The organism is Desulfurivibrio dismutans, assembly GCF_029210385.1.
Lineage (GTDB): Bacteria > Desulfobacterota > Desulfobulbia > Desulfobulbales > Desulfurivibrionaceae > Desulfurivibrio > Desulfurivibrio dismutans.
This window is the reverse complement of the sequence record NZ_JARGDQ010000004.1, coordinates 42,083-66,012: the sequence shown is the minus strand read 5'-3', so window position 1 is coordinate 66,012 and position 23,930 is coordinate 42,083. Positions and strand designations below refer to the sequence as shown.

The following is a 23,930-nucleotide window of genomic DNA, read 5'->3' as shown; positions in this document are numbered from 1 at the left end:
ATGAGCTGGAATTAGCCCTGTTGTCCGTAACCGTTCATCAGGCACGGAACCCTGTTTTAACGGCCAAATACGTGCAACCGTGCCGGCGGGGCCGCTATTGATTCAAAGTATCGATCAATTCCGGAATAACCTGTTCGGCCCGGCCCACCAGATAGTAATCGCACTGTTTGAAAATCGGCGCCGCCGGATCGGCGTTGATGGCGATAATGGTACCGCTGGCCGCCACCCCGATCATGTGCTGGATGGCACCGGAAATCCCCACTGCCAGGTAAACCTTGGGACCCACCGCCGTTCCGGTCTGCCCCACCTGGAAGGCCCGCTCGACAAAGCCCTGCTCCACCGCCGCCCGGGAAGCCCCTTTGCCGGCCTTAACCTGAAATTTTGCTGCCAGGACGGTGGTCAACTCCTCCAGCAAGCGGGCAAAATTATCGCGACTGACCAGGCCCTTACCGCCACCGACGATGACCTCACAGGCAAAATCGACCTTATGGCCGCCGACGGCCGCCCGCTCAATAATCTCCAGCCCCAGATCTTCCTCGCTCAACTCCACTGGATGGACCACGATTTCACCCCGGCGGTCGGGATCGGTCGGCCGGCGCTGCATCACCCCGGGCCGGGCGGTGGCCATTTGGCATGGAGAGTTGCGGCTGCAGATGGTGGCCATGATATTGCCGCCCAAAGCCGGCCGGGTCTGCATCATCACCGCCAGTTGACCCAGGCGAGAAATATCGCGGATGGTCAGTTCGGTGCAGTCGGCGGTCAGCCCGCAGCCCGTCCGATAAGCCACCATGGGGGCCAGCACCCGGCCCTGGGGAGTGGCGCCGTAAAGCAGAATCTGGGGTTGATGAACGGCAAACAGCTCGGCCACCGCCTTGCGGTAGCTCAACGGGTCAAATTCCTGCAGCAGTGGATGCTCCAGCAGATACACCTGGTCTGCTCCGGCGGCAATCAGCTCCGGCGCCAGATCTCGCACCCCGTGGCCGGCCAGCACCACGCCCACCGGCACTTCCAAAGAGTCCGCCAATTCCCGCGCCTTGCCGACAAGCTCGAAGGTGGCGGCGTTAAGCGCTCCGTCCTCATGCTCGGCCATCACCCAGACCTCTCCCTGGTAAGCCGTTTCCCGCTGCTGCAGGCCGTCAAGCATTTTGGCCGCCACCTTCGGCGACAGCTCCAGGTTTTTCGCCGCCAAAACCCGCTCCTTGACCTCTTCGGTGAGCTGTTCCGGTTCTGTAATTCCCTGTTCGGCCAGAATCACCGCCAGGTGGGCAAAATCATCACACTCCTTGGTCGCCCCTTCAAAGGAGCGGTCGAACCAGGAAGAGCGCCGGGCGGGCAGCAGATAGTCGGGGTCGCCGCCCGGCGCCTCGTCGCCCCGGCTCGCCTGTTTGTTTAAAGCCTCGCGCAGCACCCCGGCCAGTTCCGCCACCGAGTGCAACTGACGCCCCAGCCGATCGGTTTTGGGCGGCGGGAAAACCCGGATCACCCGGGTTTTGGAGCCACTGCCGCCCATGGCGGTGGGCTTGACATCATCGGCGTTCCACTGCACCAGCTCACGGTGAGCGGCCTGTCGGGTGGCGGCAAATGAGGCGTAGAGGTGGTAGTCGTACTGGGCGACGGTGATCACCGTCGGCCGGCGCCGGGCCGTAACCATCTGGCTGCCGCCGGAGATAATATGATGAAAACGAAAACCACCATCGATAAATTCCACCTCGGTGGCATAGGGAATACAACCAATCCCCAGCTCCTCGGCAATCTGGGGCGGGACCTGGGCGGTATCGCCGTCCACCGACTGCATGCCAGCCACCACGAAATAATCCTCATTCCCGGCCAGCATTTCCGCCGTGATTTTTTTGATGGCATGCGCCAGGGGGTTGGCGGTGGCCGGGGTATCGGCCCCGCCCAGGGCCCGGTCGGTGAGCAGCACCCCGGCATCGGCCCCCCGGCTCAAACCGTAACGCAACACCTCGGCGGCCATGGGCGGCCCCATGGACAGGCAGATGATCCTGGCTTCAGTATCACCGGAGATCTCCTTCATCCGCCAGGCAAAGGCCAGGGCCTGGGCGTCCAGTTCGTTGATCACACTGGCCAGCCGGGACCGGATCAGGTTGCCGGTTTCCGGATCAAAGGCATTGTCGGTGATCCGGGCCACATCCGGCACCTGTTTAACCAGGACGATATAGTTGCTCATGGGGGTAATCGCTCCTTCGGGAAGGTTCAACGATGTGGTTCTTCAACATCACTATGCTGGCGAGCCAGGCTTTTACTTAGTAAAAATCGGCTTGTCAAAGTAAAAGAGCGGCAGGTTGCCGAGGGGCCACCAGTTCGTCATCGGATATATCCAGGGCCAGCCGCTGATAAAAGACGCGCCCAGGGAGCAGACGGGCGCCCAGGCGCCGCATATGATCGCTACTGACCTGACAATCGATCATGCTGCCGCCGGACGCCTGCATGGCCACAACCAGGTGAGCCAGGGCCGCCTTAGAGGCATTGGGCTCCCGGGAAAACATCGATTCGCCGAAAAAGACCCGTCCCATGCCCAGGCCGTAAATACCGCCCACCAAGGCGCCGTCCCGCCGGCACTCCACCGAATGGGCGTAGCCCAGTTCATGGAGCCGAGAGTAGGCGGCGATCATCTCTTCTCCCAACCAGCTGCCTTCCTGGCCGGGCCGGTGAATTGCGGCGCAATTCCGGATAACCGCGGCAAAATCCCGGTTAACGCTGAAAGTAAAACGTCCCTGGCGCAATATCCTGGCCAGCCGCCGGCTGCAGTGAAACTCCTCGGGGAACAGCACCAGGCGGGGGTCCGGCGCCCACCATAGGATGGGCTCATCCGGGGCGTACCAGGGAAAAATCCCCATCCGGTAGGCCAGCAGCAAACGCTGCGGGGAAAGATCACCCCCCACCGCCAACAGGCCGTCATAACGGGCCAGCTGCGGAGGCGGGAACAGCACCAGGTCGGGATCAAGCTGATAAACCGGCATAACTTTGATAACCTCGCAAAAACCCGCCAAGCGGGTTGGTCGGTAACACGAAAACAAGCAGCTACAGAGCGCATCCGGTCGGTGGCGCATTTTTTTGCGACGCCGACAGCTTTCAGTCGGTCTCCTTAAATCGGCCCATGTCAGTTGGCTTCGACGAAACCCCGCCGGAAACGATGAGCTTCATTACTTCAGCCGGGTCCGCAGCCAGCGGCCGCACCCGCTGCCGGGGGACAATGATCAGGTTGCCGGCAAAATTGTAGGACTGCGGCAGATAGACGGCACAACTGTCCACCAGACCGAAACCGGCCAAATCCTCACGGGTAATGAAGCCCAGCACCCGAATTTGACCATCAGCATCCAGAAACACCTCCACCGGCCGATTGAAGCTTTTCTTGTCGCCGACAAAGGCGTTGACCAAATCCTTTATGGAGGTATAGAGCAGGGCCACCAGCGGCAGACGGGCAAACAGCCGATCCACCAGTTGTACCAGCCCCCGCCCCAGCAGGTTGGAGGTGACAAAACCCACGGCCAGGATCAAGCCGATGGTCAGCATAAAGCCGGCCCCCGGCACGGTGAAGGGAAAGATTCCGTCAATACTGGTAAACACCAGGTACAATACATACAGGGTTACCAGTACCGGCACCAAAAAAAGCAGGCCATGGAGAAAGTACTTGCCGATGATTTTCATGCTTCGCTCCCGCATCAGGTTGGCCACCCCCGCCGGTGGACCCCGCCCGCCATTCCCGTCGGCCCGCCTCGGGGGCATTTCTTTTTTGACCGGCGTCCCCCACTCTATCACATCGCGCCGGCCAGCAAAAGTAATGTCCCGGCCCAAGCTTGACATACCTTTCCAGCCTGCTATGCTTTTTACATCCTCAACAACCTCACCTTTCACCCATGCTACCGCCTGGGCCAACCACTTACCTGGAGGAACGACCATGAGCTTGCTTCTGCCTGACCTGCCTTACGCCTTAAACGCCTTGGAACCCCACCTCAGTGCCCGCACCCTGGAATTTCATCACGGTAAGCACCACCGCGCTTACGTGGACAACGGCAACAAACTGCTGGCCGACAGCGAGCTGAAGGACCGAACCATGGAGGAGATCATGGGCCAAACCGCCGGTGATGCCAGCCGTGCCGGCATCTTCAACAATGTGGCCCAGGTGTGGAACCACTCCTTTTACTGGCAATGCCTTAAGCCCGGTGGTGGCGGCCCGGCCACCGGCAAAATCGCCGAACTGATCAGCCAGGACCTGGGCGGTTTCGATAAGTTTGTCGAAGAATTCAAAAATGCCGGGGCCACCCAGTTCGGCAGCGGTTGGGCCTGGCTGGTGCTGGCCGACGGCAAACTCAAGGTGACCAAAACCCCCAACGCCGAAAACCCGCTGACCCAGGGGATGAAGCCACTGCTCACCATGGACGTCTGGGAGCATGCTTACTACCTGGATTACCAAAATCGCCGCCCTGATTACATCGCCACCTTCCTGGAGCACTTGGTCAACTGGGATTTTGTCAACGCCAACCTGGGTTGAACGCTCATTCCCCGGCGGTGCCCCAAACGGTGTTCTCCGGCACCATGGCATTTTGAGAAATAATTATTGTCAAAATACGGCAGCCAGGTTAACTTAGTAGAGTTTACTAAAAAAGACTTTTTTAATCTGGAGGACGCCATGGGCACTGCTGCACCGTTTATCTACACCGCCGGGGAACTTTTCGAACAGATCTGCCAGGGGCCGGACATTGTCCTGCTTGATGTGCGTAACGAAAAGGATTTTGCCAATTGGAGCGTGGAAGGTCCCAACTTCTTCCCCTACATCAATATTCCCTATTTCCATTTCATGGAGGATGTCCAGGACAGCCTGGCAAAAATCCCGGCCGGGGAGAAAATCCGCATCGTCTGCGCCAAGGAAGGCTCCGCCAAATATGTCGCCGACCTGCTTTGTGAAAACGGTTTTACCGATGTGGGTTACCTGCAGCAGGGCATCGTGGGCTGGGGCAACCTGCTGGCGCCGCGGCTGGTTACCCCGCCGGAATCCCCCTATCTCCTTTACCAGCACAACCGGCCGGGTAAGGCTTCCTGCAGCTATCTGCTGATCGCTGGAGGCGAGGCCATGGTTTTTGACCCGGCCCGCAATATTCAGGCCTACATCGAACTCGCCGCCTCCCACGGCGCCAAAATCACCCGCACTTTTGAAACCCACCGCCAGGCCGACTATATCTCCGGTGGCCCGGCCCTGGTCCAGGAAACCGGCTGCACTATGCTGGTTAACAAACTGGATTTCGACGGGGCCGATTTTCCCTTCCAGGAGGTAAGTCACGACCAGGTGTTCCCTTTCACGACGAACGGGCTGGAGGTGCGGGCCCTGCACACCCCCGGCCACACCATGGGCAGCACCTGTTACCTGTTGGACGGCAAATACCTGCTCAGCGGCGACACCGCCTTCATCAACACCTCCGGCCGTCCGGACCTGGGCGGCAAATGGGAGGCCTGGGCCCGGGAGCTTTACCTGACCCTGATGCTGCGCCTGCGCCACCTGGCCGATGAAACCGTGGTCCTGCCCGGCCACTACACCTCCTGGGATGAAGCCGACCATGAACTGCTGATCCGGGGCCGGCTGGGCGAGCTGCGCCGCCAGGTCACCGCCTTTCGGCTGCCCAACGAAAAGAAATTCGCCGAGTTTATCCAGGAGAACATGCGCCCCCAGCCCGGAGTTTACGCCGATATCCGGCGGGTCAACGGCGGTTGGCTGAAGGTCAGCCCGGAAGAGGCCGACATCATGGATCTGGGCAAAAACGAATGCGGGGCCAGCAATTACGGCAAGGTCGGCATCAGCGCCGAGGTACAACGCAGCGTCTCCGAAGAGACCACCGCATAAAGACAAGGTTATGGGCAACAGCAGCAAAAAGAAAGATAGAAAACCGGCGGGTAAAAGTCTGTGCAAACTGGTCAAAGACGGTTTGCCGGTTAAATCGCCGGAGGAGTACCGGGGGCTGGTCGGCAGCCCCCGGTTTCTATGCTAAAAATGCGGCCGGGTGGCCAACCAGGAAGAAAATATCTGCCAGCCAACTGCGATGTGACCTGCCGCTAAACTATACCCTCCAGCGCTTACCGGTGGCGTAGCCTTCTTGCCCGCCACAAAAAAAACAATAAAATTTGACCCTCTCCTCCCTTCGTTGTATACCTCATCGACACAAGCTTTATTTGATGACTTCGCAAGAAGTCATCATCGCGCCCATGGATGGGCGCGCAAATCAGTAGCTTGCTGTGTAAACTATTGATTTGTAAGGAAAGCGGAAACCTCGTTTTCGCTTTCCGGGGAGAAAAAAGTCCATGGACGGACTTTTTGCGGATTCATCTTATTTAGGATCGCAAGATTGCACCAGCCTGCATCGCGACCCGGGAAGCTTCCACTTCCCACCACTTTCCCCAAAAACGGCAACTCCTTCAAACAGGGAAAAGATGTATGGCCACCCGCCACCTCTTCCAGATTACCGTCAATATGCCATCCCCGGCAGACCTGTATCAAAAACACCGGACGAAAATCAGCACCGCTCCCAGCGGCTCTTTGCTCCTGCGTGACCTGCTGATGCGTTCCCTGCGGGAAGTAATGCAAAAATTAAGGCTGCGCCGACTGGAGGAAATCCCCCTCGGCGATGCCAACATCCTCCACGAAATGGAGCAAATCATCAAAGCCCTGCTGGAAAAAATCAAGCGCGGGGAAGTGGATCCCCATACCCGAATCTCTTTTGCTGTGACCAATGATCCGGGCCCGCACAAGCGCATGGCTACCTTTGATCTGAGTCGTACCAGAAGCCGTCTTAAAGTGAGCGGCCATCCACCTAAAGACGGGAGCCCCGGTTTTTTACGCGAAAAAGGACGTTATGCTGCTGCCCGGCGGGCCAGACGGCAGGCTCAACACATAGATCACTACACCACCGGCGAGTTCGCCCAAACCACCCAGGGCGAATTGCTGGCCGTTATCGACAACAGCAGGATTAACGGTGAGCCAGGAATCGACGTTCGCGGCACCATTATCAAGCCCCGCACGGCCATCCCCTATGCCATTGAATTAGGCAATGGTATAAAAAAACGCGAAAACGGCAGCGACAGAATCAAACTCTTCTCGGCCCTCAACGGCATGGTAAGAACCCGTTACGACGGCGAAGACAATCTGCGCTACATCGCTGTGGAGCGTGACCTGCGCGTAGACGAAGTGGGCTTCCGGGCCGGTGGCCATGTTAAAGCCCGTGGAAAAAGCGACCGAGAGCAGGCCCTTGATTTGGATATCGCCGAATTTCGTACCATCCCCAGCGCCTTTGAAACTAAAACCGCCGGCCTGATTAAAGTAGCGGAAATGGTCCAGGGCAAGGTTTACGGCGCCGAGATCGTGGCGGAAATGGTCAATCAGGCCGACGACAAGTACATGGTGGCGACCTCCGGCCCCATAATTATCAATCGTTCAATCCAGAAAGGTTCTTTGTATGCCCCGGTCATTGTCCTCGGCAATGGCCGCTTAACCGCCATCATGATGAACGCCCGGCTGCACGTCCGTCACCGCTTCACCGGTCACAAAATCCTGCTTTCCGGCAAAAACCGGCTGCTTTTGGGCAACGACACCCTGCGTACAGCCGGTTGTGGACCGGACAGCTGTGAATTTTCCGGTCGCAACCTTTTCCAGCACCGCCGCTCCCTGTTGGCCAATCTGGCCGCCACCCGCCAGCAGATAAAACAGCTTGATGAACAGTTCAACCGGATCCTGATGGGCCACCTCCAAGAAAAAGTCGCCGACCACCAACTGCCCGCCACCCACATCGTTCGTCACTCTTTGGACGCCATGTCCCGGTTGGAGCAGGAATACATGCACTGTTCGGAAGAAGAAGAGCACGACCTGCGCCTGAAAATCACCACCACTCTCTATGATCTGGGCGTGGAAAATGTGTTGCCGATGATCCGGTTCCTCACGGAAAAGAAGCAGCGCCAGGAAGAACAGCGCCAATTTGCCGCCAGGCTGGAGAAATTGACTCCGCCCCTCATAGTCAAGCTTGAACTGGAAGAATGTAAGGAGGGAGGCCTGCTCACCATTGACTGTTGGGAAGATCAACTGCGGCTCAAAAGAACCGACGATGAAATCATAATCGAAAGACCGGCCAAAGAAGAAAAACTCGCCAACCTCCCCCTGACCCGCCGGACCATCTTCTTCAACTTCGACTACGAAAGTGAATTACTTGAGTTGCAAATCGGCGAAAAAACTGAATACGGAACCGCAGAGTCGGCGGATGTCAATTATGGCTGATTATGTTATCCTGCTCCAATAAACCAGGTTAAGCACAGTTAGCAAGCAACCCGTCGAGCGGTTGCCGGACCAAGCCAAAGGAGGAGTTTGATGAGTGGAATTGCAGGAGTAACGGGGGAAAAGGTCAGCAAGGAGCAGTTGCTGGAGATGATCGGGAAGCTGACCCATCGCGGGCCGAACAAGACCATCACCAGACAGATCGATGACGGCGGCCTGGCCTGCTGCGAACTGGATATTTCACCGCGCTGCACGGCGGCCATGGCCGGCAAGGAAGAACCGGTGGTGCTGCTGGACGGCGAGGTTTACCAGGACATCGGACCGGCCAGGACCAACGCCGAGTTCATCCGTGAGGTCTACCTGCGGGAGGGCCGGGAAGGCCTGGCCGCCATCGACGGCAGCTTTGCCTGCGCCATCGTCGACAGGGGCGAGACCATCCTGGCCCGCGACGCCGTGGGCTCCCACCCCCTGATCTACCGGGCGCGGGGCAACCGGCTTTATTTCGCCTCCGAAGCCAAGGCCCTGCTGGCCTGGACCGACCAAGTGGAAGAGCTGCCGCCGGGGCACTTTTATTCCTCCCAGGAAGGACTGCAGCCCTTCCCCGCCCACACCTTCCCTACCCCGGATTTCTCCACCCCTGCCGAGGCGGCGGAGATCCTGCGGGAGTTGATGATCAAGGCCACCCGCAAAATGATGGCCGACGGCGCCGTCCAGGGAGTGTCGCTCAGCGGCGGCCTGGACAGCTCCATCATCGCCGCCATCGCCAAGGAGATTGACCCCGGCATCAAGCTGTTCAGTACCACCATCAAACGCTATCCCAGCAAGGATCTTAAATTCGCCGAGCTGATGGCTGAATTTCTCGATCTCGAACACCACATCTACCAGATCACCGACCATGATATCGACAGTATCCTGAGCAAGGCCGTCTATCACCTGGAGAGCTTCGACGAGGACTGCGTTTCCGGCACCACCGCCAACATCTACACCTCCAAGCTGACCACCGTGTTTACCAATGCCATCCTGGTGGGCGAAGGAGCCGACGAACTGTTCGGCGGGTATTTTGCCGAACTCAAAGAGGTGGAGTCCGCCGAGCAGCGGGAGGAGGTGGCCGACAAACTGGTGCAGATCGCCTACAACACCGCCCTCCGGCGCCTGGACCGGGCCTGGCTGGCCAACTCGGTCAGCTACCGCACCCCCTTCCTGGACCCGGAAGTGGTGGCCTTCAGCCGCAAGATCCCCATGGACCTCAAATTTTATCACGACGAGGCGCGGGGGATTGACATCGAGAAGTGGATCCTGCGCGAGGCCTTCCGGGGCATGCTGCCCAAAGAGATCGCCAACCGCACCAAGCTGCGTTTTGCCGGCGGCACCGGAGTGGACGACCTGATGGACGAACTCACCGCCAAGTACGTCAGCGACATCGATTTCAGGGACACCCCCCGCACCGAAACCGGCATCAAGCTCAACTCCCCCAAGGAGCTTCACTACTACAAGCTCTTCCGCCAGCACTTCCCCGCCGGCTACGAAAAGCTGACCGCCCGCTGGGATCCGTTCAAGTAAGGGGCGGGACAACGGCAACCGGAGATCATCGGCCAAACCGGAGTGGGGGCCGCAAAACCCGGCAGCAGCAGAAACGGGCGGTCAGGTCCGGAAGGCGATAAACAGGGCCAGCAGCAGCAGAAAAATCACCGCCGTGTTGATGCTGAGATCGCGGCTGTAACGCTGAATCAGGCGCCGCATGTCGCCGGCCGGCAACTTTTCCGACGGCAGACGGGTGATGGTGGCCACCATTTGCCGTTGCCCGATCAAACAACTTTCCAGTTGTTGCCGCCGGGCGGCCAGGGTTTGCGGCCAGGTTGATGCCGATATGCGCACCAATGGCTCCCGGAAGCGGCGATGGGGCCGAAAAAAAGGCCCCAGCCATCGCCAGAATCGATCGAACACCAACAGCACCTGCACCGCCGGGTCAGCAAGGACCGCCAGGCGGCCAAGCCAGGGCTGTTCACGCATCCGGTCCGCCCATCTTCCCCAGTCGCACCACCACCAGTCACCAAGCCGGGTCCAAAGCCGTCCTTGCCAGCCGGGGGCGAGCTTTTCTCCAGACCTTCCCCAAGCACTTGCTTCGTCTACCAACCCACGTGCTCCAGACTTTTCCCCAGCCGTTGCCCCCAACGTTTCACCGGCCGCCGGCCTGGGCGAAGCCGAAGAAGTTCCAGCAGCATCGGCGTCGGGCGCGGTGATCGGGGTCGCGGCGGGCAGCAGCAGTTCCGTCAGCCGGCGGCCCAGCCCGCTGCCGGGGGCGGTCACGTGGGTGGCCGACGGCGACCGGTGACCGGGCAGCAGCCACCGGGCCAGGCCAAACAGCAGCAGCCCCGCCAGCAGGGTCAGCAACAACGTTTGCAGGCTGGCGGCCCCCAGAAAATAATCATCCAGGAAAGCCCTTAATCCGGCCGGCGCCATCCCCAGTTCCATCAGGCCCCGGCCCATGAGGCCCTCCAGCAGCCAGTGCGGCCTGATTCCCAAAATTAAAATACCCGCCGTCGGCACCGCCATGGCCAGCAGCATGGCCGGCGGGGCCTCCAGTTTTTCGCCCGCCAAAGGGGCAGTCCGCCCAAACCGCCGTTGAGGCCCGACAACCGCCCCACCCTCTTCCCGACGGCCCAAGCCCCCGGCCACCCCCGGTCGGGCCAGGAAAACCCCGAACAGCAGCTTGACGCTGTAGGCCACGGTGAAAATCGAGGCCAGGCCCACCGCCGCCGCCGCCAACTCCCCGCTCAGCGGGCCGGGCAGGGACGGCAGCTGTTTTAACGCCTGCTGTACCAGGGATTTGCTGACATAGCCGTTGCCCGGCGGCAACCCGGCCAGCCCCGCCGCCGCCACCAGGGTCATGGCGAAGGTCAGCGGCATGCGGCGGGCCAGGCCGCCCAGGCGGCTCAACTCCGCTTCCTCGGTGCGCCAGACCACCACCCCCACCCCGAGGAAGAGCAGCGCCTTGAACAGGGCGTGGTTGATGATGTGCAGCAGCCCCCCGGCCGCCGCCACCGCCCCGTCGCCGGCCAGCACCCCGGCGGCGCCGAAACCGGCGAGCAGCAGCCCCATCTGGCTGATGCTGGAGCAGGCCAACAGCCGCTTGACATGGCTCTGCAGCAGGGCCAGCCCGGCCCCCAGCAGCATGGTCAGCAGCCCCAGGCCCAGCACCGCCGTGCCCAGGTAGAGGCCCGGCATGGCCACCAACGGCTCACCCGCCCCGCCGCCGGCAAAGGTGGTAACCAGGCGGAAAATACCGTAGGCCCCGGCCTTGATCAGCACCCCGGAAAGCAGCGCACTGGCCGGGGCCGGAGCCGCCGAATGGGCATCGGGCAACCAGAAATGTACCGGCGCCATGCCGGCCTTGACCCCAAAGCCCAGGAGCAGCAAACCCGCCGCCCAGTAAAGCGGCGGCGTTATCTCCCCGGCCGCCGGCCCCACCACCGGCCAGCCGCCGCCCTGGGCCTGGAGCAGAAAAATCCCGCCCAGCAGCACAAAGCCGCCCAGCAGGGTAAAACAAAGATACTTGACGGCGGCCCACCGCGCCGGTCCGCTGCCCTGGTGAACAATGAACAGAAAGGCCACCAGCCCCAGGGTTTCAAAAAAGAGATAAAGGGTCAGCAGGTTGCCGGCAAACAGCACCCCCAGCATGCTCCCCAGCAGCACCAGGCTGGTGACCTGGTAGCGGTCGGCCGCCGGATCATCCCGCAAATAGCCCAGGGAATAAAGGGAAACAGCGAACCAAAGCAGGGAACTGACCAGGGCCAGCAGCAGGGAAAAGGCATCCACCGTCAGTTCCAGACGGGAAACCATAACCGGCAGGGAACAGTAAAGCCGCCCCTCGGCCGCCATTAGTGGCACCAGCCCCCCGACCCCCAGCAGCACCAGGCCGGTGGCGGTCAACACCAGGGCATCCCGCCACCCCGGCCACCGGCGCCGCCCCAACCATACCAGCAAAGCCGCCAGCCAGGGCCCGGCCACCAGCAAACCCGGCAAAATATGTGCAGTTCCTTCCGTCATTACCAATTACACTCAATTATACAGTTTTTGACCTTGGCCACGGGGTGGAGGCCGTAAGGCCCCCGTCCAGGCGCCACACGACTTTGATGTCGTATCCCTACCAGAAAGGAGATACCGCCACCCGGGCCAGGGACAGGGGGAGGCCGGGGGCGGTGGCCGCCACTCCCAATATGACGGTAGCCGCCGCCGCCAGCAGGGTGGGGATCAGCATCCAGCCGGCGCCCCGTTCGGTGATTGCTTTATTTTTCCATTCCTCCTCTACCGGCTCGCGGAAATAAGCGATATACACCACCGGCAGCAGGTAGGCGGCCGCCAGCAGCGAGCCGCCCATGAAGACCAGCAGGTAAAGCGGCTGCCCAGTCGCCAGGGTGCCCATGCCCAGCACCCACTTGCTGATAAAGCCCGCCAGCGGCGGCACCCCAATCATCCCCAGGGCGGCCAGGGTAAAGGCCGCCATGGTCCAGGGCAACCGGCGGGCCAGCCCGGCCATTTCACTGACCCGGCGCACCCCGGCCCGGCGCAGCAGCAGCCCGGCGCAGAAAAAGAGGGTGGCCTTCATCATCGCATGGTTGCTGATATGCAACAGGGCGCCCACCAGCAGTTCCTGGCCCAGCAGGGAGATGGCCAGGGTGATGTAACCTAGCTGGCTGATGGTGGAATAGGCCAGCCGCCGCTTGAGATCATCCTGGCGGGCGGCGGCCACGGCAGCGGCCAGCACCCCGATGGCGGCCAATGGCGAGACCCAGTGCATGAAACCAAGTTCCCGCAGCAGTTCCACCCCGAAGACCTGGTGAGTTACCCGGATAATCCCGAAAGCACCGGTGGCCACCAGAACTCCGGAGAGCAGGGCGGAAAAGGGCGCCGGGGCCGCCGGGTGGGCGTCCGGCACCCAGCCGTGCAACGGCACCAGGGCGGCCTTGACCCCAAAACCGGCCAGCAGGGTAACAAAGATCGCCGTCAGGTAACCCCATCCCAAGCCGGCGTGCAGCATGGGCTCGGCGGCAAAGGTCTGGCCGCCCACCAGATAAAAGACCAGCACCACCCCCAGCAGGATGCAACTGCCCCCCACCAGGACATAAACAATATACTTGGCGGCGGCAGCCTTGGCCGTGGGGGTCTCCTCATGGACCACCAGCAGGTAGGACAACACCGACAGCAGTTCATAAAAAACCAGCAGGGTCAACAGGTTGCCGGCCCAAGCCACCCCCAGGGCCAGGGGCAGGGAGAGCATCAGCACCAGGTAGTAGCGATCCCGGTGGGCCGTCCCGATATAGCCCCGGGAGTAGATCAGGGCCAGCAGCCACAGGGGGGTGATGGTGGCGGTAAAGAGCACCCCCAGAGGATCGATGCGCAGCAGCAGCCAGGCCCCCGGCGCCAGTTGCAGCAGACTGAACTCCGGCGCCCGCCCGGCCAGCGCCCCGGGGATCAGGGCCCAACAACCCGCTATGATCAGCCCGGTCAGCAGCATCAGGGGCAACTCGTAACCCGCCGCCGGAATTTTTGGTATGTTCTGCGGTTGAGTCATTATCTACCAGTTTCCCGCAACTTTGCTCTCGGTTGTCAGCACCGCAAAAAGTGGCGCCGTTACCGCCTTAATTAGCCACCTCCGCCCAAATCACCCGGGCGGCCTCCGAGGCCACGCTGAAGGGCAGCAGATGGAAATGGGCGGTGGTGCCCAGCAGTACCACAAAGGCGGCGCAGGCGATAATGGGCCCCCGCAGCAGCCAGCCGGGATCGGCAACAACACCGGTGACGGGCCGGAAATAGGCGCGGTAAACCACCGGCAGCCAGTAGACGGCGTTGAGCAGACCGCTTATCACCATGACGGCGGCAAACCACCAGGCCTCACCTTCCAGGGCACCCAGAATCACCAGCCACTTGGTGAGAAACCCGGCCAGCAGCGGCACCCCGATAAAACTCAGGGCGGCCACGGTGAAGGCCGCCAGGCTCCACGGCATCTGCCGGCCGATGCCGTCGAGCTGGTTGATTTCCGTCCTGCCGCTGCCCTGCTCGATGGCCCCGGCGACAAAAAACATGGTGATCTTGGCGAAACCCTGGTTGGCCAGGTGCATGATGGCCACCACCGTGGCCGTCGGGTTGAGCAGGCTGGCGGCCAGCAGGATGTAAGAGACCTGGCTGACGGTGGAATAGGCCAGCCGCCGCTTCAGGTTAACCTGACGCCAGGCCAGCAGGGAGCCGCCGATGATGGAAACCACCGCCAGCCAGGCCAGCGCCTGGGTAAAATTTAACTGCGCCAGCAGCTCCAGCCCGAAGATATCGTAAATAACCCGCAGAATCCCGAAGGCCCCGGCCTTGACCACCGCCACCGCGTGCAGCAGGGCACTCACCGGGGTCGGCGCCACCATGGCGCTGGGTAGCCAGCCATGCAGCGGCATAACCGCCGCCTTGACCCCGAAGCCCAACACCAGAACGGCAAAGATCAACCCCAGTTGGCCGCCTCCCAAGGGTCCACCCCCCAACGGCCCGTCATGGGCCCCGGCGGCAAGCAGCCCGGTTTGGCCGAAGCTCAGGGTGCCGGCGGCGTGCTGCACCAGCACCAGGCCCAGCAGCACCAGCCCGCCGCCGCCCAGGGTGTAAATCAGGTATTTGCGGCCGGCCTTGAGCGCCGCCGGGGTTTCCTTGTGGATCACCAGGGGATAAGTGCAAACGGTGAGCAGTTCGTAAAAGATAAAGAGGGTCAGCAGGTTTTCGGCGAAGGCAATACCCACGGTGGCGGCCACACAGAGGGCGAAAAAACCGAAAAAACGCACCTGGGCCCGGTCGGCCTCTCCCCGCATATAGCCGATGGCGTAGATGGTGGTGAAGATCCAGAGGGTGGAAGAAACCAGGGCAAAGAAAAGTCCCATCAGGTCCACCCTGAAGCCGATCCCCACCCCGGGGGGAAACTCCACCAGGCGAAAAAGGTAGACCTCGCCGGCCATGGCGCCTGGCAACAGGGAGATCACCACCCCGAACTTGAGCAGGGCCGCCCCCATGCTCCACAACACCCGCCGACCGTAATGACGCCCCGTGGCAAAGACCAGCAGGGCGCAGGCCAGGGAAATCCCCAGGGCCAGCAGCGGGCGCGGATCAACAATTTCCATTAACTCCTCCCATCGAGCAGGCGGGCCACCGCCGGCTCAAGAAACTCCACCGGCAGGCGGGCCAGCAGGCCGATGCCCAGGCAGAGCAGGGCCAGCAGCAGGACCGGGGCCAGCATGGACCAGGGCACTTCGCGGGCGGTGACCACCGCCTTTTGTTCCGGCTCCCGAAAGTAGAAGGCGTTGATGATCCGCACGTAATAAACAGCGGCTAGCAGGGCGCCGAAGACCACCACCAGGGCGAAAAAGGGGCGGCCGGCCTGCAAGGCGCCCAGGGCGATGAACCACTTGCCGACAAAACCGGCGGTGGGCGGCACCCCGACAATGGCCAGGGCGCCCAGGGCCAGGGCGGCGCAATTGAGCGGCATGGTCCGCCCGATCCCCCGCAGTTCTTCCAGGGTACGCAGGCCGGTGCGATAAATCAAGGCGCCGGCGGCCAGAAAAAGGGTGGTCTTGATCAGGGCGTGGTTGAACAGGTGCAGGGAGGCGCCCAGCATCGCCTGGGGGGAGGCCAGGGCCCAGCCCATGACGATATAGCCGATATTGGTGATGGTGGAGTAGGCCAGCATCAGTTTCAGGTCGTGCTGAAAGACGGCGAAAAAGGAACCCATCACCACCGAGGCGGCGCCCAGCCAGACCAGGATGGCGCCCAGGTTTGCCGTATCCAGCAGCTCGACCCCGGCAAAAAGCTGGTAGGTTCGCACCAGGCCGATGATCCCCGCTTTGACCACCAGCCCGGAGAGCACCGCGCTGACCGCCCCCGGGGCGCTGGCGTGGGCCTCGGGCAGCCAGTTGTGGAGAGGGAAAAGTGCCGCCTTGAGCATAAAGCCCACCAGCAGGGCGGCGGCAGCCAGGGTCAGAGCGGCGGGGGTTGCCAGCGCGGGCAACCGCTGGGCCACATCCGCCATGTTGAGGGAACCGGTCAGGGCAAATAGTATTCCCACCGCCAGCAGAATCAGCAGCGAGGAGATGGCCCCCATCAGCAGGTACTTGAAGGCGGCCAGCTCCGCCACCGGCCGGCCGCCCACCGCCACCAGGGCGTAGGCGGACAGGGAGACCACCTCCAGGAAGACAAAGAGGTTAAAGAGATCGGCGGTGATCGCCAGCCCCAGCAGGCCACCCAAGTTGAGCAGCAGCAGGGTGTAGTAAAAGGGCAGACGGCCGGCCGGCACCGCCCGGGCCGCGTATCGGCGGGAGAAAAGCAGCACCGGCGGGGCCAGCAGGGCCACCGCCGCCGCCAGCAAGGCGGCAAATTCGTCAAACCGCAGTTCCACCCCGTAGGGCCGGGCCCAGCCGCCGGGCAGGTAGCTGAAGGGGCCTTCGTGGGCCAGGCGCCAGAGCAGGGGCAGCACCGTCAGCGCCGTCAGGCCGGCCACCAGCAGCGCCCACCAGGGCACCAGCCGCCGTTGCAGGGCGTACAAAGCCGGGGTCAGCACCGCCCCGCCCAGAGGCAGCAGAATCAGCACGATCAGCCAGTGGGGCCAGGCCGCCAAAGCCGACCAGGAAACCGTCAACGCCGCCGCCATCTAGTCCAGCTCCCGCAGTTGGTCGGCCTCGATGGTGCCGTGCTGCAAGTAGATCCGAATGATCAGGGCCAGGGCCAGGGCGGTGGTTGCCAGGGCGACCACGATGCCGGTGAGGATCAGGGCGTGGGGCAAGGGGCTGGCCAACGGCGGCATCACCCCCGGCCCCAGGACCGGCGGCGCTCCCCCCTCCACCATCCCCGAGGTGACGATGAAGGCAAAAACGGCGGTCTCCATGATATTGAGCCCCAGCAGCTTCTTGATCAGGTTGTTCTTGACGATCACCGCATAGAGGCCGATGCAGAACAGCACCACCACCGCCGCGTAGTCCAGGTTGGGCCTGAGTTCCAGGAGCATTTCCGGCAGCATCAGTCACTCTCCAGGGCCAGGAAGAGCGAGGCCACCAACACCGCCCCGCCCACCCCGATGGCGATCTCCAGGGTCACCATCATGGCCTCCCGCACCCCGTGCCAGGCCGGTTCCTGCGGGTAGCCGAGGAAATAACCGGTGAGCTGCAGCCCGATCATTCCCACCACCAGGAAGGCGGCGGGAGCCAGGGCGTAGAGCCAGGGCCGCCAGGCAACGGGCAGCAGCCGGGCGCTGTATTGCTTGCCCAGCACCAGGGTCAGGGCGATGAACAGTGCCCCCAGGATCATCCCCCCCTGGAAACCGCCCCCCGGCGAGAGGTGCCCCTTGAGGATCACGTAGGCGGCAAAGAGGGCGATAAAGGGGGCCAGCAGCCTGACCACGAAGGAAACCACCGGGCTGACGGCGATTACCGGGACCGCGCCGGATTCTTGCGGTGCCGGCGGCTGGCGGTAGTGTTTGTTGCCGTTCCGGGCGGCGGCCAGCAGCACGGCAAAGCCGGCGCACAAAGCGGTGAAGAGCACCAGCACCTCGCCGAAGGTGTCCATGCCCCGGTAGTTGAGCAGTACCGCGGTGACCAGGTTGTGGGCTCCGGTTTCCGCCTCGCCCTGCTCAATATAACGGGCCGAAACATGGGTATGCACTGGGGCGTCGGCCTGGCCCACCGCCGGCAGTTCCGCCATGGCCGCCAGCAGCGCCAGGGCCAGCAGGATAAGCAGGGCAATCACCAGGGGCTTTTTCATTTCTCCTTCCTTCCCGTCACCCCGATGGCCACCAGGAAGAGCACCGTGGTCACCCCGGCCCCCACCGCCGCCTCGGCCATGGCCACATCGGGGGCGCCCCGGTGCAACCAGAGCAGACACAGCCCCAGACCGTAGCCGGAAAAGATGATGGCGGCCACCAGCAGATCCCGCGCCCGCACCACCAGCAGCGCGATGGTGATCAACAAAGCCAGCAGCACCAGATCGAACAGTTCACTCATGGTTTCGCCTTGCCGCAACCTTGTTCAGGGCCGTGCCTCTTGGCTGCGGGGTGGGGGCCGCAAAGGGTATCACACGGCGATTCCGGCCGAGGCATCTCGGCATCCTGCCGACTTAACGGGCTGTAAACGTTCATCAGCGCCGTAGATTCGGGCAAGCAGCCAGGCGCCGCGTGCCCCCTGCACGCAAGCCTGGCTGATCGCCCGAAGGTGCGGTACTGCTGAACGTTTACCCCGGTACGGTAGGAGGCGCGGGCCAGGGCGTGACCGCAGGTGGGGCTGTAGATCAGGACCAGCAGCAGCAAGGCGATGATCTTGGCCGCATCGACACCCCAGCCGCTGAACAGCGCCATGGCCAGCAGCACGGCGCCGGCGCCCAGGGTGTCGCATTTGGTGGCGGCGTGCACCCGGCAGAAAAAATCCGGCAGCCGCAGCAGCCCGATGGTGCCCACCAGGAAGAAGGCGGCCCCGAAGATGGCCAGGCAGAGAATCAACAGAGCAAGCGGGGTGATGGCGGATGGCAGGAAGGTCATGGCGCGCCCCCCCATCGGCCTTCTTCTTGCGACAGGCGCCCGGTTTCCAGGAAACGGCCGGCGGCCACGGTGATGACGAAGTTGAGCAGGCCGTAGATCAGGGCCACATCAAGGAAAAGCCCGCCGCCGGCCACCACCCCCAGGATCACCAGCACCACCAGGGTCTTGGTGCCGATAACGTTCATCGCCAGCAGCCGATCCCCCACCGAGGGACCGGCCCAGGCCCGCCACAGGCAAAGAAAGGCATTGAGCAGCAGAAAAATTGCCAGGGCCCAGAAGAACGCCGTCATCACTCGCTCTCCGGCTTTAAGGTGCTTTCCGGCTCAAAGGCCACCGCCACCCGCCGCTCCAGCCGACCGCTGGCCAGCTCGCGGGCAAAGGCCGGGGCCAGGCAGTGGATTACCAGGAGATCATCCTCCATATCCACCGTATGGGCGCCGGGGGTCAGGCTGATGGAGTTGGCAAAGGCCACCCGCGCCGCCTCTCCGCGCAACCCCATCCGGTAGCGAATAAACTGCGGCGCCACCGGCAGGCGGGGGTTGAGGACCAGCCGGGCCACCTGGCAGGAAGCGACCACGATCAGCCCCAGCAGTACCAAAAAATAAGCCGGCAGGGCAATAAGGCGACGAAAAGTCGGCAGGGGCGACGTCCGCCCCCAAAGAAAACGGACGGCCCAATAACCCAGCCCTAGGGACAGCAGCAACCCAAGGAACAAATTGAACCAGGCCAGGGAACCGGTAAGCAACACCCAGAACAGCAGCAACAGGATGGTCAGCGGCCAAAAATTCATGCGTGGCTTACCTCCCGATATAAATTTCCAGGGGTACAACGGCCAGTGCTTACCGCTGCTCCGACGGAACGAGGAGCAGCATCCGACGTTTTGCCCGTCACTTGGTCATTATTCCCTGATACCAGTATCCCCTTCGATATGGCGCTGCTGAAGAGTCAGGATTTCCCGCCGGGTCTGGCTTAATTGCTCAAGCCAGCCATCTCCCTGGTGGATGGCCCGGCCTATCAGAGCCAGTGCTTCCGCAAAATACCCGGCGGCGGCCAGGCTCAAGGCAAGATTATTGCGGGCCGGGACAAAATCGGGTGCCAGGGCGACAGCCTGCCTGAAGGCCGGAATCGCGGCGGGATAATCCGCCAGGGCATAGCGGCTGTTGCCCAGCCCCATCCAGGCTACCACACTGTCCGGCCAGCGCCGCAGGGCCGTCTCATAGGCTTCGGTGGCGGCCTGCCACTGTTCGGCCCGTTCCAGCCCCAGCACCGCCGCCAGCCATGGTTCTTCCGCCGCCGTCACCGGCAGCTTATCCGGCGGCAAAACCAGCAGCCCCCAGGCGCCGCCACGCTGCCAGGTGTTGGCAAACACCCGGGCTGATACCGCTTTATCCGGCCGGCTGCCGGAGTGCAGATAAACCACTTCCTGTTCACGATCATAGCCGATAACCACTGCATAGTGCCAGCGAGGGAACCAATCCAGACCAAGATTTTTCAGTACCAGCACCGGATTCCCGGCCGCCACCTCGGTCAGCAGTTGATCGTGCCCGCTCACCGGATAAGCCACCCGGCCATAGCGACGGGCTGCGGCGACAATGGAAGGCTGCAGACTGCCCTGCCGGGCGGGAGAATAAACCTGCGGCACCAGCTCCTCCGGGGATACTTCCGGGCCGCTCCATGCCAACAGCATGGCCAGGGCGGCCGGGCCGCACTGATATTCTTCCTGGGGATAAAATGGAACCGAATCAATGGTCACCCGACCGGAGCCGACCTGCTCCCGTAGGGATTCATGAAAAGCGGGAGAACAGCCGGTCAGCGACAACAGCAAAGGCACCAACAGCAGGCCGGCAAGCAGCCAAAAGCCATCACCTGACGGGATTGACAAAAGGAAAAACCTCGGTAAAACCAAGAATATCGGTTACCAGCAGCACCAGAAAGACAAACACCGCCGCCCCGATTATACTGCCTATGCCTGCCCCGGCGGGCAACTGCTCCAGTTCCTGGGCAATCTGGTTAACCTCGGCATCAGACAGGGCCGCCACCCGTTTTTGCGCCTCCAGCGGAGCCACCCCCTGCCTGACCAGGGCCCGCCGAACATCATCGCGCTCCAGGAATTCCGCCACCCGCTCACGGGAGACCTCGGCCGCCCGGGCCTCGATAACAGTTTCCGTACCGATCATCCCGGCCTGTGCGGAATGAATACTCAGATCAAGCAGCACGAAGGAAAACAACAAAACCAGACACAACGGTTTCCCAACAGACAACATGAATCTACGCATCTCGTCCCCTCCAAAGATAAATGATTTAAGCGGTTATAAATAACAAAATCATCAACAAGCCGTAAACGTTCAGCAGTGCCGCAGGTTGCGATACTGCTGAACGTTTACCGTTTTTCCAGCAGGGCGGTAAGCAGGGCCTGCTGCTCTTCGCTCTCCCCCTGATCCTCACCCTCACCCACCGGTGTCCAGGACTGATCGGCCTCCAGCCGCCAGGAACCGGCGTATTCATGGGGAGGACCGTCCCGCCACTCCTCCGGCGCCAGCATGGAAAAATAGGTCTCGCCATCGGGTCGGCGGTAGAGATGGTAGGTGTGCCCGGGAATGCGGCGAAAATTACAGCGGGCCCGGTGCAGTTCCTGATCGCGTCGGGCGTTATCAAGAATTTCATGGGCCTGCCGGCGCAATTGCTTTACCTGCTCGGCAATCACCTGCAGTTTGCCGCCCACGCTGGTGCCGATCAGGCGATCGGCGTCTTCGATCTGGCGGGCCAGGTCCACCAGATCAAAGGCCGGCGCCATCCGGCTCACCGGGTACGGTGCACGGCGATCGGGACCGCGATACAGAGAAGGACTCCGCTTCTCGACACTCTCCTGGAGCAGTTTATCTTTCCGCTCACTCATAAAGCAAGCTCCGTGTCCTCGTGGCTATAGGCAGGGCTGCAGGCGCAAAGGACCACCAGGGGTTCCGGATCGGGATTCTCCAGCCAGTGCAGCACTCCGGGGCGGATGGCCACGGTATCACCGGCGGCCACCGGGAAAGTGGCCTCCCCCAGTCCCATCATGCCCCGACCGGCGGTGAAATGGTAAATTTCCTCGCTCTCCCGATGGCGATGGGCCATGGTCGCCGAGCCTGGCGGCACCCGGGCTTCGGCCAGGCTCTGGTTGGTGTTGCCATGCACGGCGGGATGCATCAACTCCCGGATCTCGGAACCGTCTTTGGTAATATAGGCTTTTATTTCCCGGTAGCTGCTTTTACTCATCCTTACGCATGCCCCTTGCCGCCGGTGGTCCGGCACCGTCTTTTCGTTAACATTGTAACCACAAGCCGCTGATGACTGCAACTATCAGTCGTGCCTGCCCGGAGAGCGGGTCAAAGTAACCGGCCCCGCACCGAGGTGGGGGCCGGTAATCCTGTTCAGGCGCGGCCTTAAAGGGGTCTCCCCACCTGTCACAGTACAGCAGGCCCTACAGAGGAAGCCAGTCCGTTCAGGTTCAGCGCTTTCTTGCCTTTTGCAATTTACGGATGGCCATGACCGCAAAATCCCGAAACATCCGGGTCGTCTGCAGGGTGGCGGCATCAAGCCGGGGCTGGTCCTGCTTTCGGTCGAGATAAATCAGCCCGATGGGTTTTTTATCCAGGCATACCGGAAAAAGGTAGATCGTACGGCCCTTAACCAGCGGCTGCAAAGGTTCCGGAAAGGCTCCCGGCACTCCGGGCGGCACCGCCAGATCCCGACAGTTTTTCATGGCCTGAAGAATCGCCCCCGGCCAGCTCAAATCATAGCGGAATCCGGTAATACCGGCGCGATCAAGGTCGCCAAAACCGAAACGGCCGCACAACAGGCGATTTTGCCCCTGCACCGTCATAATGGCCAGCAGTACCCGGTCGAAACCGACCCCACGGTACAACCCTTCCAACAGGGTAATGTAAAAATCGTTGATATTGAAATCACCCATCAGAGTTTCGGTGATTTCCTGGATAAAATCGTTGATCGATTTTGGTGCTTCAGGATCGGCGACCGGGGCGGCAATCTCGATCACCTGAGTATCCTCGGCCTGGCCCGCCACTTCGGCGGCCTCCGGCGGGGCTTTTTTGCCGGCCGTCTCTTCTTTTTTTCTTTTTTTCTGGGCCTTTCCGGGCTGGCGCAACTCTTCTTCGACCCGCTGCAGGTTGTTTCTGATTTTTAGCTTACTCAACCCGAAACGGATGGCGGCAGAAACCTCCTCGGAACTGTCGACGCTGCGGTTAAGCCGGGCCAGAGCCTCTTCGGGATTGACCTGCAGGCCCTGTTCATAACGCCGGACCAGCCGGCTGACGTCCGCCCCCTGACACACCTGCTCCGTTAAACGATTGGTGAAGGCTGCCAGATTGCGCAGATAACCGGTCTGGTCCCGCTTGTTTTTCGGCTCTTCGGGGTTGGGCGCCATGGAGGCAATGACGTTTTCCGATAAATTCCAGAAAGCGGCCACCTCCATCCCCACCCGATGAAAGGTCAAACCGTCCAGTACTTTGCGGGCCGCCGCCTGTTCGTCCTGCCCCCGGGCCTGTAGATCTTCGATTTGCCGGTACTGTTCCGGCAGATAAATACAGATGATGATCTTGCCCAGATTATGCAGCAGGGCACAGATAAAGGCCTCCTCCGAGGCGACCCCGAAATCTTTTTCCGCCGCCATTTCCCTGGCTTGCATGGCGCTTAGAAAGGAAGAAGTCAGCACCCGGCTGACCAGTTCCTTTTCCTGCCCGGTTTTGACAAAATCCTCAAACAGGGCAATGGCCATGGCCAGTTCCCGCACCGCGTCGAACCCGAGAATGGTAACCGCCCGGGAAATGGAATTAACGTGTCGCCCCAGGGAATAGTAAGCCGAATTGACAACCTGCAGAACCTTGTTGGTCAGGGAATAGTCTTTGAGAATAACCTGGGCCAGCTCATAGCCGGCACTCTGGCTGCTCTGGGTGAGCGAGATCAGCTCCTGGACATGGCCGGACATGGCCGGCAATCCCTTGATCTGCATCCGAGCGAAGATTTCCACCAGCCGGCTTTCTTCCGGCAGGTTCTCGGTTTCCTGGTCAACCGTACTGTTCATCAAAAAAGACCACCCGCCAATAGAAAAAA

22 protein-coding genes are annotated in these 23,930 nt (G+C 61.7%); 4 read left to right on the top strand and 18 right to left on the bottom strand.

What is annotated here, in order from left to right; translation table 11 throughout:
- Window positions 1-94 precede the first annotated feature (94 nt).
- The 3 genes from P0N66_RS05620 to P0N66_RS05610 form a co-directional block, all read right to left on the bottom strand.
- Window positions 95-2,188, bottom strand: coding sequence for an FAD-binding protein (locus tag P0N66_RS05620; protein WP_275803123.1), 2,094 nt, complete (start codon window positions 2,186-2,188; stop codon window positions 95-97).
- A 94-nt stretch (window positions 2,189-2,282) separates the two neighbouring features.
- On the bottom strand, window positions 2,283-2,981 hold the full coding sequence (gene aat / locus P0N66_RS05615; RefSeq protein ID WP_275803120.1) for a leucyl/phenylalanyl-tRNA--protein transferase: 699 nt from the start codon (window positions 2,979-2,981) through the stop codon (window positions 2,283-2,285).
- A 112-nt stretch (window positions 2,982-3,093) separates the two neighbouring features.
- Complete coding sequence (locus P0N66_RS05610) at window positions 3,094-3,684, bottom strand: DUF502 domain-containing protein (RefSeq protein WP_275803118.1); 591 nt, start codon at window positions 3,682-3,684, stop codon at window positions 3,094-3,096.
- Window positions 3,685-3,919: 235 nt separating this feature from the next.
- On the opposite strand from P0N66_RS05610, the gene P0N66_RS05605 reads away from it, so the two are divergent.
- The 4 genes from P0N66_RS05605 to P0N66_RS05590 all read left to right on the top strand — a co-directional run bounded on the left by P0N66_RS05605 (window position 3,920) and on the right by P0N66_RS05590 (window position 9,832).
- Complete coding sequence (locus P0N66_RS05605; protein WP_275803116.1) at window positions 3,920-4,513, top strand: superoxide dismutase; 594 nt, start codon at window positions 3,920-3,922, stop codon at window positions 4,511-4,513.
- A 138-nt stretch (window positions 4,514-4,651) separates the two neighbouring features.
- The gene (locus P0N66_RS05600; RefSeq protein WP_275803114.1) at window positions 4,652-5,857 is read left to right on the top strand and encodes an MBL fold metallo-hydrolase; all 1,206 of its coding nucleotides are present in this window, start codon (window positions 4,652-4,654) and stop codon (window positions 5,855-5,857) included.
- Window positions 5,858-6,445: 588 nt separating this feature from the next.
- On the top strand, window positions 6,446-8,275 hold the full coding sequence (locus P0N66_RS05595; RefSeq protein WP_275803112.1) for a flagellar assembly protein A: 1,830 nt from the start codon (window positions 6,446-6,448) through the stop codon (window positions 8,273-8,275).
- A gap of 90 nt (window positions 8,276-8,365) precedes the next feature.
- Window positions 8,366-9,832: an asparagine synthase-related protein gene (locus P0N66_RS05590; RefSeq protein WP_275803110.1), complete on the top strand. Its 1,467-nt coding sequence runs from the start codon at window positions 8,366-8,368 to the stop codon at window positions 9,830-9,832.
- Between the two features lie 81 nt (window positions 9,833-9,913).
- Here P0N66_RS05590 and P0N66_RS05585 read toward each other — a convergent pair whose 3' ends face one another.
- The 15 genes from P0N66_RS05585 to P0N66_RS05515 form a co-directional block, all read right to left on the bottom strand.
- On the bottom strand, window positions 9,914-12,319 hold the full coding sequence (locus P0N66_RS05585) for a complex I subunit 5 family protein (RefSeq protein ID WP_275803108.1): 2,406 nt from the start codon (window positions 12,317-12,319) through the stop codon (window positions 9,914-9,916).
- A 97-nt stretch (window positions 12,320-12,416) separates the two neighbouring features.
- Window positions 12,417-13,844 carry a complex I subunit 5 family protein gene (locus tag P0N66_RS05580; RefSeq protein WP_275803106.1) on the bottom strand — a complete coding sequence of 476 codons (1,428 nt, stop codon included), beginning with the start codon at window positions 13,842-13,844 and terminating at the stop codon, window positions 12,417-12,419.
- A gap of 67 nt (window positions 13,845-13,911) precedes the next feature.
- Complete coding sequence (locus P0N66_RS05575) at window positions 13,912-15,423, bottom strand: proton-conducting transporter transmembrane domain-containing protein (RefSeq protein ID WP_275803104.1); 1,512 nt, start codon at window positions 15,421-15,423, stop codon at window positions 13,912-13,914.
- A complete protein-coding gene (locus P0N66_RS05570) occupies window positions 15,423-16,946 on the bottom strand; it encodes a complex I subunit 5 family protein (protein ID WP_275803102.1) in 1,524 nt (507 codons plus the stop codon). The genes P0N66_RS05575 and P0N66_RS05570 overlap by 1 nt, the downstream gene beginning before the upstream one ends.
- Window positions 16,947-17,312, bottom strand: a complete 366-nt coding sequence (locus P0N66_RS05565; protein WP_275803100.1) for a sodium:proton antiporter — start codon at window positions 17,310-17,312, stop codon at window positions 16,947-16,949.
- Entirely contained in the window at window positions 17,312-18,052 is a 741-nt protein-coding gene (mbhE, locus tag P0N66_RS05560) for a hydrogen gas-evolving membrane-bound hydrogenase subunit E (RefSeq protein ID WP_275803098.1), read from the bottom strand. Before mbhE ends, P0N66_RS05565 begins: the two co-directional genes overlap by 1 nt.
- Window positions 18,049-18,291 (bottom strand): Na(+)/H(+) antiporter subunit B, encoded by a 243-nt coding sequence (locus P0N66_RS05555; RefSeq protein WP_275803096.1) that lies wholly within the window; start codon window positions 18,289-18,291, stop codon window positions 18,049-18,051. The genes mbhE and P0N66_RS05555 overlap by 4 nt, the downstream gene beginning before the upstream one ends.
- Window positions 18,288-18,821: a monovalent cation/H(+) antiporter subunit G gene (mnhG, locus tag P0N66_RS05550; protein WP_275803094.1), complete on the bottom strand. Its 534-nt coding sequence runs from the start codon at window positions 18,819-18,821 to the stop codon at window positions 18,288-18,290. Before mnhG ends, P0N66_RS05555 begins: the two co-directional genes overlap by 4 nt.
- A complete protein-coding gene (locus P0N66_RS05545) occupies window positions 18,818-19,111 on the bottom strand; it encodes an MrpF/PhaF family protein (RefSeq protein ID WP_275803092.1) in 294 nt (97 codons plus the stop codon). The genes mnhG and P0N66_RS05545 overlap by 4 nt, the downstream gene beginning before the upstream one ends.
- A complete protein-coding gene (locus P0N66_RS05540) occupies window positions 19,111-19,611 on the bottom strand; it encodes a Na+/H+ antiporter subunit E (protein ID WP_275803090.1) in 501 nt (166 codons plus the stop codon). The genes P0N66_RS05545 and P0N66_RS05540 overlap by 1 nt, the downstream gene beginning before the upstream one ends.
- Window positions 19,612-19,719: 108 nt before the next feature.
- Window positions 19,720-20,703 (bottom strand): PA2778 family cysteine peptidase, encoded by a 984-nt coding sequence (locus P0N66_RS05535; protein WP_275803088.1) that lies wholly within the window; start codon window positions 20,701-20,703, stop codon window positions 19,720-19,722.
- Window positions 20,684-21,097, bottom strand: a complete 414-nt coding sequence (locus P0N66_RS05530) for a PA2779 family protein (protein WP_275803086.1) — start codon at window positions 21,095-21,097, stop codon at window positions 20,684-20,686. Before P0N66_RS05530 ends, P0N66_RS05535 begins: the two co-directional genes overlap by 20 nt.
- A 104-nt stretch (window positions 21,098-21,201) precedes the next feature.
- A complete protein-coding gene (locus tag P0N66_RS05525) occupies window positions 21,202-21,717 on the bottom strand; it encodes a DUF2452 domain-containing protein (protein ID WP_275803084.1) in 516 nt (171 codons plus the stop codon).
- Window positions 21,714-22,076, bottom strand: coding sequence for a cupin domain-containing protein (locus P0N66_RS05520; RefSeq protein ID WP_275803082.1), 363 nt, complete (start codon window positions 22,074-22,076; stop codon window positions 21,714-21,716). Before P0N66_RS05520 ends, P0N66_RS05525 begins: the two co-directional genes overlap by 4 nt.
- A gap of 232 nt (window positions 22,077-22,308) precedes the next feature.
- Entirely contained in the window at window positions 22,309-23,901 is a 1,593-nt protein-coding gene (locus P0N66_RS05515; RefSeq protein ID WP_275803080.1) for an HDOD domain-containing protein, read from the bottom strand.
- Window positions 23,902-23,930: the final 29 nt, after the last annotated feature.

What these genes read in the sequence shown, in the direction of transcription:
- P0N66_RS05605 (WP_275803116.1), top strand. Translation starts at nt 3,920, where the DNA reads ATGAGCTTGCTTCTGCCTGACCTGCCTTACGCCTTAAACGCCTTGGAA.
- P0N66_RS05585 (WP_275803108.1), bottom strand. Translation starts at nt 12,319, where the DNA reads ATGACGGAAGGAACTGCACATATTTTGCCGGGTTTGCTGGTGGCCGGG.
- aat (WP_275803120.1), bottom strand. Translation starts at nt 2,981, where the DNA reads ATGCCGGTTTATCAGCTTGATCCCGACCTGGTGCTGTTCCCGCCTCCG.
- P0N66_RS05580 (WP_275803106.1), bottom strand. Translation starts at nt 13,844, where the DNA reads ATGACTCAACCGCAGAACATACCAAAAATTCCGGCGGCGGGTTACGAG.
- P0N66_RS05590 (WP_275803110.1), top strand. Translation starts at nt 8,366, where the DNA reads ATGAGTGGAATTGCAGGAGTAACGGGGGAAAAGGTCAGCAAGGAGCAG.
- mbhE (WP_275803098.1), bottom strand. Translation starts at nt 18,052, where the DNA reads ATGAAAAAGCCCCTGGTGATTGCCCTGCTTATCCTGCTGGCCCTGGCG.
- P0N66_RS05600 (WP_275803114.1), top strand. Translation starts at nt 4,652, where the DNA reads ATGGGCACTGCTGCACCGTTTATCTACACCGCCGGGGAACTTTTCGAA.
- P0N66_RS05575 (WP_275803104.1), bottom strand. Translation starts at nt 15,423, where the DNA reads ATGGAAATTGTTGATCCGCGCCCGCTGCTGGCCCTGGGGATTTCCCTG.
- P0N66_RS05565 (WP_275803100.1), bottom strand. Translation starts at nt 17,312, where the DNA reads ATGCTGCCGGAAATGCTCCTGGAACTCAGGCCCAACCTGGACTACGCG.
- mnhG (WP_275803094.1), bottom strand. Translation starts at nt 18,821, where the DNA reads ATGACCTTCCTGCCATCCGCCATCACCCCGCTTGCTCTGTTGATTCTC.
- P0N66_RS05515 (WP_275803080.1), bottom strand. Translation starts at nt 23,901, where the DNA reads ATGAACAGTACGGTTGACCAGGAAACCGAGAACCTGCCGGAAGAAAGC.
- P0N66_RS05520 (WP_275803082.1), bottom strand. Translation starts at nt 22,076, where the DNA reads ATGAGTAAAAGCAGCTACCGGGAAATAAAAGCCTATATTACCAAAGAC.
- P0N66_RS05610 (WP_275803118.1), bottom strand. Translation starts at nt 3,684, where the DNA reads ATGCGGGAGCGAAGCATGAAAATCATCGGCAAGTACTTTCTCCATGGC.
- P0N66_RS05555 (WP_275803096.1), bottom strand. Translation starts at nt 18,291, where the DNA reads ATGAGTGAACTGTTCGATCTGGTGCTGCTGGCTTTGTTGATCACCATC.
- P0N66_RS05525 (WP_275803084.1), bottom strand. Translation starts at nt 21,717, where the DNA reads ATGAGTGAGCGGAAAGATAAACTGCTCCAGGAGAGTGTCGAGAAGCGG.
- P0N66_RS05620 (WP_275803123.1), bottom strand. Translation starts at nt 2,188, where the DNA reads ATGAGCAACTATATCGTCCTGGTTAAACAGGTGCCGGATGTGGCCCGG.
- P0N66_RS05545 (WP_275803092.1), bottom strand. Translation starts at nt 19,111, where the DNA reads ATGACGGCGTTCTTCTGGGCCCTGGCAATTTTTCTGCTGCTCAATGCC.
- P0N66_RS05595 (WP_275803112.1), top strand. Translation starts at nt 6,446, where the DNA reads ATGGCCACCCGCCACCTCTTCCAGATTACCGTCAATATGCCATCCCCG.
- P0N66_RS05530 (WP_275803086.1), bottom strand. Translation starts at nt 21,097, where the DNA reads ATGCGTAGATTCATGTTGTCTGTTGGGAAACCGTTGTGTCTGGTTTTG.
- P0N66_RS05540 (WP_275803090.1), bottom strand. Translation starts at nt 19,611, where the DNA reads ATGAATTTTTGGCCGCTGACCATCCTGTTGCTGCTGTTCTGGGTGTTG.
- P0N66_RS05570 (WP_275803102.1), bottom strand. Translation starts at nt 16,946, where the DNA reads ATGGCGGCGGCGTTGACGGTTTCCTGGTCGGCTTTGGCGGCCTGGCCC.